Here is a 12683-nt window from a genome sequence, read left to right as displayed (position 1 = left end):
CGGCGGGGTCAGCTCGCCATGGCCTCCTCCGAGACGGGTGCCCGGCGGGCCGGCGGGGCGGTGCGGTGCGCGGGATCGCGCACCTCTCCGACCAGCATCTCCAGTACGTCCTCCATCGCGACCAGGCCCAGCACCCGGCCGGCCGGGTCCGCGACCTGGGCCAGGTGGGTGGCGTCCCGGCGCATGACGGTGAGGGCGTCGTCCAGCGGGAGGGTGGAGCACACCGTGGTCATCCGGCGCCAGACCCGCTGGGGCACGGCCCGTTCCCGGTCCTCCAGGTCCAGTACGTCCTTGACGTGCAGGTAGCCCATGAAGGCACCGCTGTCGGACTGGACGGGGAACCGGGAGTAGCCGGTGCGCACCGTCAGCTGTTCGATCTGGCGCGGGGTGACCGCCGGGCTGACCGACACGAGCCGGTCGTGGGCCAGCAGCACGTCGGTGACGGGGCGGCTGCCCAGTTCGAGGGCGTCCTCGAGCCGTTCGTGCTGCACCTGCTCCAGGAACCCGGCCTGCCGGGAGTCCTTGAGGAGGCGACCGAGCTGGGCGCTCGTGTAGACGGCCTCGACCTCGTCCTTCGGCTCGACCTTGAAGAGCCGCAGGACGAGCGTGGCGCAGGCGCCGAGGGCGGTCGTGACCGGGCCGCAGACCCGGGCGAAGGCCACCAGGCCGGGGCTGAACCACAGGGCGGTCTTCTCGGGGGCGGCCATGGCGAGGTTCTTGGGGACCATCTCGCCGATGACCAGGTGCAGGAAGACCACGGCGGCGAGCGCGACGGCGTAGCCGAGGGGGTGGATCAGGCCTTCCGGCACGTGCGCGGCGTGGAAGACGGGCTCCAGCAGCCGGGCCACGGTCGGTTCGGCGACGGCGCCGAGGGTGAGCGAGCACATGGTGATGCCGAACTGGGCCGCCGCCATCATGCGCGGCAGGTTCTCCAGGCCGTGGAGCACCTGGCGGGCCCGCTTGGACCCGGCCGCGAGGGGTTCGATCTGGCTGCGGCGTACGGAGACGAGAGCGAACTCGGCGCCGACGAAGAAGCCGTTGGCCAGGACCAGGAGCAGGGCGAAGACGAGCTGGAGGGCGTTCACCGGCCCACCGCCTGGGGCTCGGCCGGGGTGGGGACGGGGGCCGTGCGGACCAGCCTGACCCGTTCGGCGCGGTAGCGGCCGACCTGGCGGACGGACAGCTTCCAACCGGGGAGCTCGGCCCGGTCGCCGGGGGCGGGGATCCGACCGAGCAGGTCGGCGACCAGTCCGGCGACGGTCTCGTAGGGGCCCTCGGGCACCTCCAGGCCTATGCGGCGCAGGGTGTGCACGCGGCAGCTGCCGTCGGCCTCCCAGGAGGGGCGGCCGTCCTCGGCGGGTACGGCGGCCAGTTCGGGCGTGCCGTCCTCCGCGAGGTCGTGCTCGTCGCGGACCTCTCCGACGAGTTCCTCCACGATGTCCTCCAGGGTGACGACTCCGGCGGTGCCGCCGTACTCGTCGACGACCACGGCCATCGGTTGTTCGCTGCGCAGCCGCTCCAGCAGGGGCTGGACCGGCAGGGAGCCGGGGACCAGCAGCGGGGCGACGCAGATCCGGCCCACGGTGGTGCGGGCGCGCTCGGACTCGGGCACGGCGAGGGCGTCCTTGAGGTGGACGACGCCGGTGATCTCGTCGATGCGTTCGCGGTAGACCGGGAAGCGGGACAGGCCGGTGGCCCGGGTCAGGTTGAGCACGTCGGCCGCGGTGGCCGTGTGCTGGAGGGCGCTGACCTTCACCCGGGGGGTCATGACGTGCTGGGCCGTGAGCTCGCCCAGCGAGAGGGTCCGTACGAAGAGGTCGGCGGTGTCCTGTTCGAGGGCGCCGGCCTGGGCCGAGTGGCGGACCAGGGAGACGAGTTCGCCGGGGGTGCGGGCGGAGGCCATCTCGTCGGTGGGCTCGACCCCGAGCGCGCGGACGAGCCGGTTGGCGACGGCGTTGAGGGCCGCGATGACCGGCCGGAAGGCGCGGGAGAAGACCTGTTGGGGGCCGGCCACGAACCGGGCCACCTGGAGCGGTCGGGAGACCGCCCAGTTCTTCGGTACGAGCTCGCCGACGACCATCTGGACGGCGGAGGCGAGCAGCATGCCGATGACGACGGCGACGCCGGAGACGGCTCCCCCGGGCAGGCCGGTGGCGGCGAGCGGCCCGGACAGCAGGGCCGCGAGCGCCGGTTCGGCGAGCATGCCGACGACGAGGGAGGTGATGGTGATGCCGAGCTGGGTGCCGGAGAGCTGGAAGGAGAGTTCCTTCAGGGCCTCGACCACCGTGCGGGCACGGCGGTCACCGTCGGCCGCGGCGCGTTCGGCCTCGGGTCGCTCCACCGTGACGAGGCCGAATTCGGCTGCCACGAAGAAACCGTTGGCGAGGATCAGGACGAAAGCCGCCACGAGCAGGAGTAGCGGGATGGTCATGCCGCCGCCTCCATCGGGAGGGCGGCGCGGGTACTACCGGACGATCCGTCCATTGCTGGAGGGAGTCACTCCTCAAGTCGCAGTTGCCCGCGGGCCACGGGGTCCCGGGGCCGGTGGGAGGGCGCACGGCTGCGCCCCGCCACCAGGGTAGTCACTCGGATCGCCGCCGCAATGGGACGCGGCGACGATCCTGGGCGGGGTCAGTGGTCGTGTCCGCCCGTTCCGCGGCTCTCGGCCAGGGCGCGCAGGGCGCGGGCGTCGCCGATCGCCTGGGCCCTGGCGACGCCGGGCTGGATGCCGAGTGCGGGCAGGCTGGTGCCGTCGTTCAGGTCGAGGAACACCCACGGGTCGCCGGGGCGGAGGTTGACGCGCAGGATCTGCGCCCACTCCAGTCGGCGGGTCGTCGTGAGGTTGACCACGGTGACGCCGGCCTCGTCCGCGACCACCTTGGGGCGGCTGAGCAGGACGAGGACGGAACTCAGCAGGGCGGCGGTGAACAGGAAGCTGATCCGCTCCCCCGGGCTGAGGTTCTCCAGGAGGAACGCGATCGATCCGATGGTCACGAACATGACGGTCCCGACGCCCAGCAGGACGGCCCGGGTGCGGTTCGGCCGGAAGGTGACCGGCAAGGCGGGCGGTGCGGGCTGGGCGGCGGACTCGGCCATGGTGTGCGCTCGGTTCTGCTCGGAAGGTGGTGCGTCTGATGGGCCGGTGGAGTGGCGGATCCGCGGTGACGGCGGATCCGCCGGACGGGACGCGTCAGAGGCGGCAGGCGTGGATCGAGGTGGTGAGGATCGCGCGCGCGCCGAGCTCGTACAGGTCGTCCATGATCCGCTGGGCTTCCTTGGCGGGGACCATGGCGCGGACGGCGACCCAGCCCTCGTTGTGCAGCGGGGAGACGGTCGGCGACTCCAGGCCCGGGGTGAGGGCGACCGCGCGCTCCAGGTGCTCGGCGCGGCAGTCGTAGTCCATCATCACGTAGCTGCGGGCCACCAGGACGCCTTGGAGGCGGCGCAGGAACTGCTGGGTGCGCGGGTCCTCGGCGTCGGCGGTGTTGCCGCGGATGACGACCGCCTCGGAGGTCATGATCGGCTCGCCGATGACCTCCAGGCCGGCGTTGCGCAGGCTGGTGCCGGTCTCGACGACGTCGGCGATGATCTGGGCGACGCCGAGCTGGATGGCGGTCTCCACCGCGCCGTCGAGGTGCACGACGGAGGCGTCGATGCCCTGGTCGGCGAGGTGCTTGGCGACGATTCCCTCGTACGAGGTCGCGATGGTCATCCCGGTGAAGTCCTCGGGGCCCTTCGCGGTGCCGGGGATCGTGGCGTAGCGGAAGGTGGACCGGCCGAAGTTCAGCGGCAGGATCTCCTCGGCGCTGGCGCCGGAGTCGAGCAGCAGGTCGCGGCCGGTGATGCCGATGTCGAGCTTCCCGGAGGACACGTAGATCGCGATGTCCTTGGGGCGGAGGTAGAAGAACTCCACCTCGTTCTCGGGGTCGACGACCACGAGCTCCTTGGACTCCTTGCGCATCCGGTAGCCGGCCTCATGGAGCATCGCCGACGCAGGTCCGGAGAGTGCACCCTTGTTGGGGACGGCGATGCGCAGCATGGGGCTTCCTTTGGTGCGTGGGTTGCGAAAGGTGGGGACGGGTGGCGGGCGGGGGGCCCGCGGGAGGGCTGCCGGTCTAGAGGTGCGCGTAGACGTCGTCGAGGGTGATCCCGCGCGCCACCATCATCACCTGGACGTGGTAGAGCAGCTGGGAGATCTCCTCGGCGGCGGCTTCCTTGCCCTCGTACTCGGCGGCCATCCAGACCTCGGCGGCCTCCTCGACGACCTTCTTGCCGATGGCATGCACGCCCTGCGAGACGAGCTCGGCGGTGCGGGAGGTGCCGGGGTCGCCGTTGGCGGCCTTGAGCTGGAGCTCGGTGAAGAGCTCTTCGAAGCTCTTGGGGGATGTGTTCGCCATGATGGTCCTCAGAATAAGGGGTCCCCCGCCGCCACTCAGCGCCAGGGTTCGCTGACGGTCCGCAGGGTCATGGCGGTGGAGACGGCGGCGGTGACCGCTTCGTGCCCCTTGTCCTCATTCGACCCCTCAAGCCCGGCGCGGTCCAGCGCCTGCTCGTCGTTGTCGCAGGTCAGCACACCGAAGCCGACGGGGACTCCGGTGTCGATCGACACCTGTACCAGGCCCTGGGTGACGCCCTGGCAGACGTAGTCGAAGTGCGGGGTGCCGCCGCGGATGACCACTCCGAGGGCGACGATGGCATCGTAACCGCGACCGGCGAGTACCTTCGCCACGACCGGGAGCTCGAAGCTGCCCGGGACCCGCAGGAGGGTGGGCTCGTCGATGCCCAGCTCGTGCAGGGCCCGCAGGGCGCCGTCGACCAGACCGTCCATGACCTTCTCGTGCCACTGGGCCGCGATCACGGCGACTCGCAGGTCTCCGCAGTTCTTCACGCTCAGTTCGGGTGCGCCCTTGCCGCTCACAGCTCTGCTCCTCGGGTGTTGGTCGGGTGGTGCTCGGGGTGGTGTCGGGTTGGCTCGTACGTGTTACTGGTTGCCGCAGGCGGAGGTGGACACGGCCTCGTCCAGCCAGGGCAGGTCGTGGCCCATCCGGTCCCGCTTGGTGCGCAGGTACCGCAGGTTGTGCTCGCCGGCCTCGACGGGCATCGGCTCCCGGCTGTCGACCGTGATGCCGTGGCGGACCAGGGCGGCGGCCTTGTCGGGGTTGTTCGTCAGCAGTCGGACGCCGTGCACGCCCAGGTCGGCGAGGATCCGGGCGCCGGCCCCGTAGTCGCGGGCGTCGGCGGGCAGGCCGAGTTCGAGGTTGGCGTCGAGGGTGTCGCGGCCGCGCTCCTGGAGCTCGTACGCGCGCAGCTTGGACAGGAGGCCGATGCCGCGGCCCTCGTGGCCGCGCAGGTAGACGACGACGCCGCGGCCCTCGGCCTGGATGCGGGCCATGGAGGCGTGCAGCTGGGGGCCGCAGTCGCAGCGCTGGGACTGGAAGATGTCCCCGGTCAGGCACTCGGAGTGCATGCGGACCAGGATGTCGCCGCCGTCCCCCACCTCGCCGTGGACGAGGGCGATGTGCTCGACGCCGTCGACGGTGGAGCGGTAGCCGTACGCGGTGAACTCGCCGAAGGCGGTCGGCAGGCTGACCTCGGCCTCGCGGCGCACGGTCGGCTCCGCCGAGCGCCGGTAGGCGATCAGGTCCTCGATCGAGATGATCGTCAGCCCGTGCTTGCGGGCGAAGGGGATCAGCTCGGGCAGGCGCAGCATGACGCCGTCCTCGCCGGCGATCTCCACGATGGCGCCGGCCGGGCGCAGGCCCGCGAGGCGGGCGAGGTCCACGGCGGCCTCGGTGTGGCCGTTGCGGACCAGGACGCCGCCGGGCTTGGCGCGCAGCGGGAAGACGTGGCCGGGGCGGACGAAGTCCGAGGGCTCGCAGGAGCCCGCGGCCAGCAGGCGCAGCGTGGTGGCGCGGTCGGCGGCCGAGATCCCGGTGCTGACGCCGTGGGCGGCGCTCGCGTCGACGGAGACGGTGAAGGCCGTCTGCATGGACTCGGTGTTGTTCCGGACCATCTGGGGAAGTTCCAGCCGGTCCAGCTCGGGGCCCTCCATGGGGGCGCAGATCAGGCCGCGGCACTCGCTCATCATGAACGCGATGATCTCGGGGGTGGCCTTCTCCGCCGCGATGACGAGGTCCCCCTCGTTCTCGCGGTCCTCGTCGTCGACGACGACGATCGGGCGGCCCGCGGCGATGTCGCGGATGGCCTGCTCGACCGGGTCGAGGCGGAAGGTCTCCTCGACTGCGGCGGGCATGTCCGGCACGGGCTTGAGGGGGGTCATGCCGTTGCTCCTTCGAGGGCCGGGGCGGGGGTGCGGCGCGAGCGCTGGTACCAGTCGTACGCGCCCCACAGGACGAGCGCGAAGTAGACGACGTAGACGAGACCGGAGAAGGCCAGGCCGTTGTTGAAGGCGAGGGGGACGCCGACGAGGTCGACGAGGAGCCAGGCGAACCAGAACTCCACCAGGCCGCGGGCCTGGGCCACCATGGCCACGATGGTGCCGACGAAGATGTAGGCGTCCGCCCACGGGCTCCACGACAGGTGCGGGAACAGCGTGAAGAGGCCGCCGACCGCAAGGGTGCCGAGGGCCGCGCCGGCCAGGAGCAGTCCGCGCTCCTTCCAGCTCGCCGTGCGGACGGCGATGGAGCCGTCCTGGGCCTGCTGCCGGCCCTTCTGCCAGGCCCGCCAGCCCCAGACGGCCACGCCGATGACGAGAAGCTGCTTGCCGACGCCGCCCGCGAGGTGGGCGGAGGCGTAGGCGGCGATGAGGATCAGGCCGGAGAGGAGCTGGGCGGGCCAGGTCCATATGGAGCGGCGCCAGCCGAGCGCGAGGGCGGCCAGGCCCATCAGGTTGCCGATCATGTCGGACCAGATGACCTTCTGGCCGACGACCTCGAAGGCCTCGGTGTTGAGCCAGGTCAGGGCGCTCACTTCGATTCCTCCCGGGCGTGCAGGGGGTTCACTCCGGCGGCGAGCAGGCGTTCCACGTACTTGGCGAGGACGTCCACCTCCAGGTTGACCGGGTCGCCGCTCTGCTTGAGGCCGAGCGTGGTCAGGGCGAGGGTGGTCGGGATGAGGCTGATCGTGAACCAGTCGGCGGCGGCCTCGACCACGGTGAGGCTGACGCCGTCGACCGTGATGGAGCCCTTCTCGACGACGTACCGCGCGAGGCCGGCGGGAAGGCCGACCTTGACGAGCTCCCAGTGCTCGGAGGGGGTGCGGGACAGGATCGTGCCGGTGCCGTCCACGTGGCCCTGGACCAGGTGCCCGCCGAGCCGCCCGCCGAGTTCCATCGGGCGCTCCAGGTTGACCCGGGACCCCTGGGTGAGGGCGCCGAGGCTGGAGCGGTTCAGGGTCTCCTGCATGACGTCGGCGGTGAACTCGCCGTCGGCGGTCTCCACCACGGTCAGGCAGACGCCGTTGACGGCGATCGAGTCGCCGTGCTTGGCGCCGTCGGTGACGAGGGGGCCGCGCAGGCGGAAGCGGGAGGCTTCCGCGAGCTGCTCGACGGCGGTGACCTCGCCCAGTTCTTCGACGATTCCGGTGAACACTCAGTGCTCCTTGGGGGCGATGGGGGCGGCTTCGGGGACTGCGGTGACGCGGATGTCGGTGCCGATGCGGGTCGTGTCGGTGATGCGGAGACGGAGCGCGTCGGTGAGGGTGGCGACGCCGGCGTCGGCGAGGGCGTTCGGGCCCGCTCCGAGCAGGACGGGGGCGAGGTAGCCGACGACCTTGTCCACGGCGCCCGCCGCGACGAACGCGCCGGCCAGCGTCGGGCCGCCTTCGAGGAGGACGGAGCGGGTGCCGCGCCGGTACAGCTCCGCGAGCAGGGCCTCGACGGAGAGTCCGTGCGCGTCGCCGGGGAGGCGGACCACGTCGACTCCGGGCAGGTGCCGGGTGTCGGCGTCCTCGCCGACGGCGAGCAGGGTCGGCGCGGCGTCGTCCAGGACGCGGGCGCCGGGCCGGATGCGGGCGTGGGTGTCCAGGACGACCCGCAGCGGCCGGCCCGCGAGGGCCTGCACCGCGGGTCCGCGCACGGCGAGGTGCGGGTCGTCGGCGCGCAGGGTGCCGGCGCCGACGAGGACGGCGTCGACCTCGGCGCGCAGCCGGTGGACGTCGGCGCGGGACTCGGCGGAGCTGATCCAGCGGCTGGTGCCGTCGGCGGCGGCGACGCGGCCGTCGAGGGTGGCGGCGTACTTCCACAGGACGTGGGGGCGGCCCAGGCGCACGGAGGTCAGCCAGGCGGCGTTGCCGTCCTCGGCCTCGTCGGCGAGGAGGCCGACCTCGGCGGTGATCCCGGCCGCGCGCAGGGTGGCGGAGCCGCCGCCGGCCTGCGGGGTCGGGTCGGGGACGGCGTAGAGGACGCGGGTGACGCCGGCGTCGACGAGGGCCTGCGCGCAGGGGCCGGTGCGGCCGGTGTGGTTGCAGGGTTCGAGGGTGACGTAGGCGGTGCCGCCGCGGGCCGCCGCCCCGGCCGCGCGCAGGGCGTGGACCTCGGCGTGCGGGCCGCCGGCCCGTTCGTGCCAGCCTTCGCCGACGACGCGGCCGGTGGCGTCCGTGACGACGCAGCCGACGACGGGGTTGGGGCTGGTGGAGCCGAGTCCGCGGGCCGCGAGCTCGATGGCTCGGCGCATGGCGGTTTCGTCACGCATGGCGTGCGCGTCACGTGCGGACGCGTCGTCGTGGTGCGTGTCGGCGTGTGGCGCCACCGGGTCCTCCTGCCTCAATCGGGCACGGACTCCGGGGCCTGTCGGGATACGACAGATGAAGCGGGTGGCACACGCGGGGACGCCGAGGCCGGATGAACGGTCCCTTCGAGACGTATCCGCTGGATACGCCGATGGACCGCCGACGGCGGCGTACCGGTGACTGCCCGCCGCGCACTGCCTCCCATCCGGACTTTAACCGTCGGTCCAGGAATTTCACCTGGTCAACCGGCCGCTGGCTGCGGACGGGTCGCGGACTATAACCGCCGGTTCGGAATTACACCGACCCCGGAGTGCGCTGCTACTGGTACTCAGGCCAGTGTGCCACGGGTGATCGGCGGCCATGCGGGTGAGCGTATGTGGCCTGGATCACAAACAAGCCATTCTTGAGCGCCACTGTCGCGCCGGCCGCGCGCCGCCGGCGCGGGACGCGCACTTCCGACCGAGCGTTGGTCCAGACCTATTGACGGGTTGGTCTAGTCCTCTTAACGTTCCCTTCATCTTCCCAGGGAGCCGGCCCGTCGGATGTGCGCACGTCGCGGGCCAACCAGCGTCACCCTTCCGCATGTTGATGCACGTTGTGTCCTGCCATCCTCCCCTCCCCAGGAGGCACCATGCCGTCCCCCACACGTACGAGAGCGATGCTCCTGGCATCCGGCGCCGCAATCGCCGGACTGCTGGTCGGCGGGCTCTCGGCCGGCGTCTCGCACGCCGCCGACAACGAGTCGTGTCGCCCCGACGGGCTGTACAAGACGGCCGGAGTCGACGTCCCGTACTGCTCGGTCTACGACTCCGAGGGCCGCGAGAAGATGGGCGCCGACCACCAGCGGCGCGTCATCGGCTACTTCACCGGATGGCGCACCGGCAAGGACGGCACCCCCGCCTACCTCGCCAACAACATCCCCTGGTCCAAGGTCACCCACCTGAACTACGCCTTCGCCCACGTCGGCGGGGACAACAAGATCGCCGTGGGCGCGGACAACGCGAACAACGCGGCCACCGGGATGACCTGGCCGGGTGTCGCGGGCGCCGAGATGGATCCGGCCCTCCCCTACAAGGGCCACTTCAACCAGCTGACGAAGTTCAAGAAGCAGTACCCGAACGTGAAGACCCTGATCTCGGTGGGCGGTTGGGCCGAGACCGGCGGCTACTTCGGCGACGACGGCAACCGGGTCGCCTCCGGCGGCTTCTACTCGATGGCCACCAACGCCGACGGCTCGGTCAACCAGGCCGGCATCGACACCTTCGCGAACTCCTCCGTCGAGTTCATCCGCACGTACGGGTTCAACGGCGTCGACATCGACTACGAGTACCCGACCACCATGAAGGACGCGGGCAACCCGCTGGACTGGCAGCTCTCCAACGCCCGCCGGGCCGGGCTGGTCAAGGGCTACGCGGCCCTGATGAAGTCGCTGCGCGAGAAGCTCGACCGCGCGGGCGCCACCGACGGCAAGCACTACATGCTCACCGTCGCCGCCCCGTCCTCCGGCTACCTGCTGCGGGGCATGGAGACGTTCCAGATGCAGAAGTACCTGGACTACGTCAACATCATGTCCTACGACCTGCACGGCGCCTGGAACGAGTACGTCGGCCCCAACGCCTCGCTGTTCGACGACGGCAAGGACGCCGAGCTGGCGGCCGCCAACGTCTACGGCAGCTCCCAGTACGGGGGCGTCGGGTACCTCAACACCGACTGGGCCTACCACTACTTCCGCGGCTCGATGCCGGCGGGCCGCATCAACATCGGCCTGCCGTACTACACCCGCGGCCACAAGAACGTGCAGGGCGGCACCGACGGACTGTGGGGCAAGGCGTCCGCGACGACCTGCCCGGCCGGCGCCGGTCTGACCAAGTGCGGTGACGGCGCCGTCGGCATCGACAACCTGTGGCACGACAAGGACGCCAACGGGGTCGAGTCCCCCGCCGGTTCCAACCCGATGTGGCACGCCAAGAACCTGGAGAAGGGGATCGTCGGCGACTACGTCACCAGGTACGGCTTCCCCGCGAACACCGCCCTGACCGGCACCTACGTCCGCAAGTACGACGCCAAGCTGGTCGCGCCGTGGCTGTGGAACGCCCAGAAGAAGGTCTTCCTCTCCACCGAGGACGAGCAGTCGGTGGCGGCCAAGGCCGACTACGTCGTGGACCGCGGCATCGGCGGCACGATGGTCTGGGAGATGGCGGGCGACTACGCCTGGAACGCCACGAAGGGCCAGTACGAGATGGGCGACACGCTCACCTCGCTGATGTACGACAAGTTCAAGGCGGCCTCCCCGTACGGCGCGAGCAAGTCCAACACCGCGCTGCCGAAGAAGGCCGTGGACGTGGCGACGGAGTTCACCGAGTTCAAGCTCGGCGACTCCAACTACCCGATCACCCCGAAAATCAAGATCACCAACAACACCCGGACCACGCTGCCGGGCGGCACCGAGTTCCAGTTCGACTACGCGACCTCGGCTCCGAACAACGCCTCGGACCAGTCCGGATTCGGCACGAAGGTGATCAGCAGCGACCACACCGGCAGCAACGTCGGTGGTCTGAAGGGCGACTTCCACCGGGTCTCCCTGAAGCTCCCGGCCTGGCAGACGCTGGCCCCGGGCGCCTCGGTCGACCTGGCGTTCAACTACTACCTGCCGGTGTCCACGCCCTCCAACTGGACGGTGAACATCTCCGGCACGACCTACGCCCTCGCCGGCGACCTGGCGCGCGGCACCACGGTCGTGGAGCCGGGCACCACGACCCCGCCCACCACCCCGCCGACGACTCCCCCCACCACCCCGCCGACCACCCCGCCGACGACGCCTCCGGGCGGCACGTGCACCAACCCGGCGTACGTCGCGGGTCAGGTCTACAACAGCGGCAACGTGGTCTCGCACAAGGGCCGCAACTGGAAGGCCGGTTGGTGGACGCAGAACGAGGAGCCCGGCACCACCGGTGACTGGGGCGTCTGGAAGGACCAGGGCGCGTGCTGACCCCCGGTCTGCCCGCTTGATCCGACGAGTGTGAGGACCCGGTGGCCCGGCGGCCACCGGGTCCTCGCGCGTTCGCTCGTAGGCTGGGGCCGTGACCACGGACAACGCCGCGACCGGAGCGGAATTCGAGGAACACCGGCAACGGATGTTCGGCATCGCCTACCGCATGCTGGGCTCCGCCCACGAGGCCGAGGACGTCGTACAGGACGCCTGGTTGCGGTGGAACGGCGCCGACCGGGAGCCGATCGCGCATCCGGGGGCCTGGTTGGCCAAGGTGGTCACCCGGTTGTGCCTCAACCGGCTCACCTCCGCGCGCGCCCGCCGCGAGGAGTACGTCGGCCCCTGGCTCCCGGAACCGGTCCTCACCGGGGACGGGACGCTCGGCCCGCTGGACTCGACCGAGCGCCGGGACGGCGTCTCGATGGCCCTGCTGGTGCTGTTGGAACGGCTGACGCCGAAGGAGCGCGCCGTGTACGTGCTGCGCGAGGCCTTCGGGTACGGGCACCGGGAGATCGCCGGGCTGTTGGACGTCACCGAGGCCAACTCCCGGCAGCTCCACCGACGGGCGGCGGAGCGGGTGGACACCCCGCGGCCGCGGTTCCAACCCGATCCCGAGCGGTGGCGGGGCCTGGTGGAGACCTTCATGTCCGCGGCGCGCGACGGGGACCTGGCCCGGCTGGAGAGCCTGCTCGCGACCGACGTCCGGTACGTGTCGGACGGCGGCGGGGTGGTGGGCGCGGCCCGGCGGCCGATCCTGGGCCGGGAGAACGTGGCCCGTTTCCTGGTGGGCGCGCTGCGCAAGTTCGTCGGCGAGGAGGCGGTCGCCTTCGCGGAGGTCAACGGGGCCCCGGCGCTGGTCTTCGGCGAGGTGGCGGTGTTCCTGCCGGAATTCGAGAATGGACTGGTCAGCGGCGCGCGGGTGGTGGTCAACCCGGAGAAGCTGGGGTTCCTGCGACGACAGCTGTCACATTCCGGGAGGCTGCCCGGTCCAGGCTGGTGAACGAAC

The 12683-nt window shown here is 71.4% G+C and carries 12 protein-coding genes and 1 riboswitch; of the genes, 2 read left to right on the top strand and 10 right to left on the bottom strand.

Annotated elements, in window-relative coordinates:
* Positions 1 to 8: 8 nt before the first annotated feature.
* From OTB19_RS18800 to ribD, 10 genes are all read right to left on the bottom strand, one after another.
* Entirely contained in the window at positions 9 to 1085 is a 1077-nt protein-coding gene (locus tag OTB19_RS18800; RefSeq protein ID WP_267799433.1) for a hemolysin family protein, read from the bottom strand.
* Positions 1082 to 2431: a hemolysin family protein gene (locus OTB19_RS18795; protein ID WP_267799432.1), complete on the bottom strand. Its 1350-nt coding sequence runs from the start codon at positions 2429 to 2431 to the stop codon at positions 1082 to 1084. Before OTB19_RS18795 ends, OTB19_RS18800 begins: the two co-directional genes overlap by 4 nt.
* A 200-nt stretch (positions 2432 to 2631) precedes the next feature.
* Positions 2632 to 3096, bottom strand: a complete 465-nt coding sequence (locus OTB19_RS18790; protein ID WP_267799431.1) for a PH domain-containing protein — start codon at positions 3094 to 3096, stop codon at positions 2632 to 2634.
* 94 nt (positions 3097 to 3190) lie between these two features.
* Positions 3191 to 4039, bottom strand: a complete 849-nt coding sequence (hisG, locus tag OTB19_RS18785) for an ATP phosphoribosyltransferase (protein WP_053681799.1) — start codon at positions 4037 to 4039, stop codon at positions 3191 to 3193.
* A 76-nt stretch (positions 4040 to 4115) separates the two neighbouring features.
* Entirely contained in the window at positions 4116 to 4397 is a 282-nt protein-coding gene (locus OTB19_RS18780; RefSeq protein ID WP_053681798.1) for a phosphoribosyl-ATP diphosphatase, read from the bottom strand.
* Between the two features lie 35 nt (positions 4398 to 4432).
* Positions 4433 to 4918, bottom strand: coding sequence for a 6,7-dimethyl-8-ribityllumazine synthase (ribH, locus tag OTB19_RS18775; protein WP_007262951.1), 486 nt, complete (start codon positions 4916 to 4918; stop codon positions 4433 to 4435).
* Positions 4919 to 4981: 63 nt separating this feature from the next.
* Entirely contained in the window at positions 4982 to 6280 is a 1299-nt protein-coding gene (locus OTB19_RS18770; RefSeq protein ID WP_324289599.1) for a bifunctional 3,4-dihydroxy-2-butanone-4-phosphate synthase/GTP cyclohydrolase II, read from the bottom strand.
* The gene (locus OTB19_RS18765; RefSeq protein WP_267799430.1) at positions 6277 to 6930 is read right to left on the bottom strand and encodes a nicotinamide mononucleotide transporter family protein; all 654 of its coding nucleotides are present in this window, start codon (positions 6928 to 6930) and stop codon (positions 6277 to 6279) included. Before OTB19_RS18765 ends, OTB19_RS18770 begins: the two co-directional genes overlap by 4 nt.
* The gene (locus OTB19_RS18760) at positions 6927 to 7550 is read right to left on the bottom strand and encodes a riboflavin synthase (RefSeq protein ID WP_267799429.1); all 624 of its coding nucleotides are present in this window, start codon (positions 7548 to 7550) and stop codon (positions 6927 to 6929) included. The genes OTB19_RS18765 and OTB19_RS18760 overlap by 4 nt, the downstream gene beginning before the upstream one ends.
* Positions 7551 to 8651, bottom strand: a complete 1101-nt coding sequence (gene ribD, locus OTB19_RS18755; protein ID WP_267799476.1) for a bifunctional diaminohydroxyphosphoribosylaminopyrimidine deaminase/5-amino-6-(5-phosphoribosylamino)uracil reductase RibD — start codon at positions 8649 to 8651, stop codon at positions 7551 to 7553. It lies immediately after the preceding gene.
* A 224-nt stretch (positions 8652 to 8875) separates the two neighbouring features.
* Positions 8876 to 9006: riboswitch (FMN riboswitch) on the bottom strand.
* Positions 9007 to 9319: 313 nt separating this feature from the next.
* Here ribD and OTB19_RS18750 point away from each other — a divergent pair.
* Both OTB19_RS18750 and OTB19_RS18745 read left to right on the top strand, forming a co-directional pair.
* Positions 9320 to 11677 (top strand): chitinase C-terminal domain-containing protein, encoded by a 2358-nt coding sequence (locus OTB19_RS18750; RefSeq protein WP_267799428.1) that lies wholly within the window; start codon positions 9320 to 9322, stop codon positions 11675 to 11677.
* Positions 11678 to 11768: 91 nt separating this feature from the next.
* On the top strand, positions 11769 to 12677 hold the full coding sequence (locus OTB19_RS18745) for an RNA polymerase sigma-70 factor (RefSeq protein WP_267799427.1): 909 nt from the start codon (positions 11769 to 11771) through the stop codon (positions 12675 to 12677).
* Positions 12678 to 12683 lie beyond the last annotated feature (6 nt).

The sequence above is a fragment of the Streptomyces sp. H27-H5 genome, from assembly GCF_026627505.1.
In the GTDB taxonomy this organism is placed as follows: Bacteria; Actinomycetota; Actinomycetes; order Streptomycetales; family Streptomycetaceae; genus Streptomyces.
The sequence above is the reverse complement of the archived record's forward strand: the minus strand, read 5'-3'. Positions and strand labels throughout refer to the sequence as shown.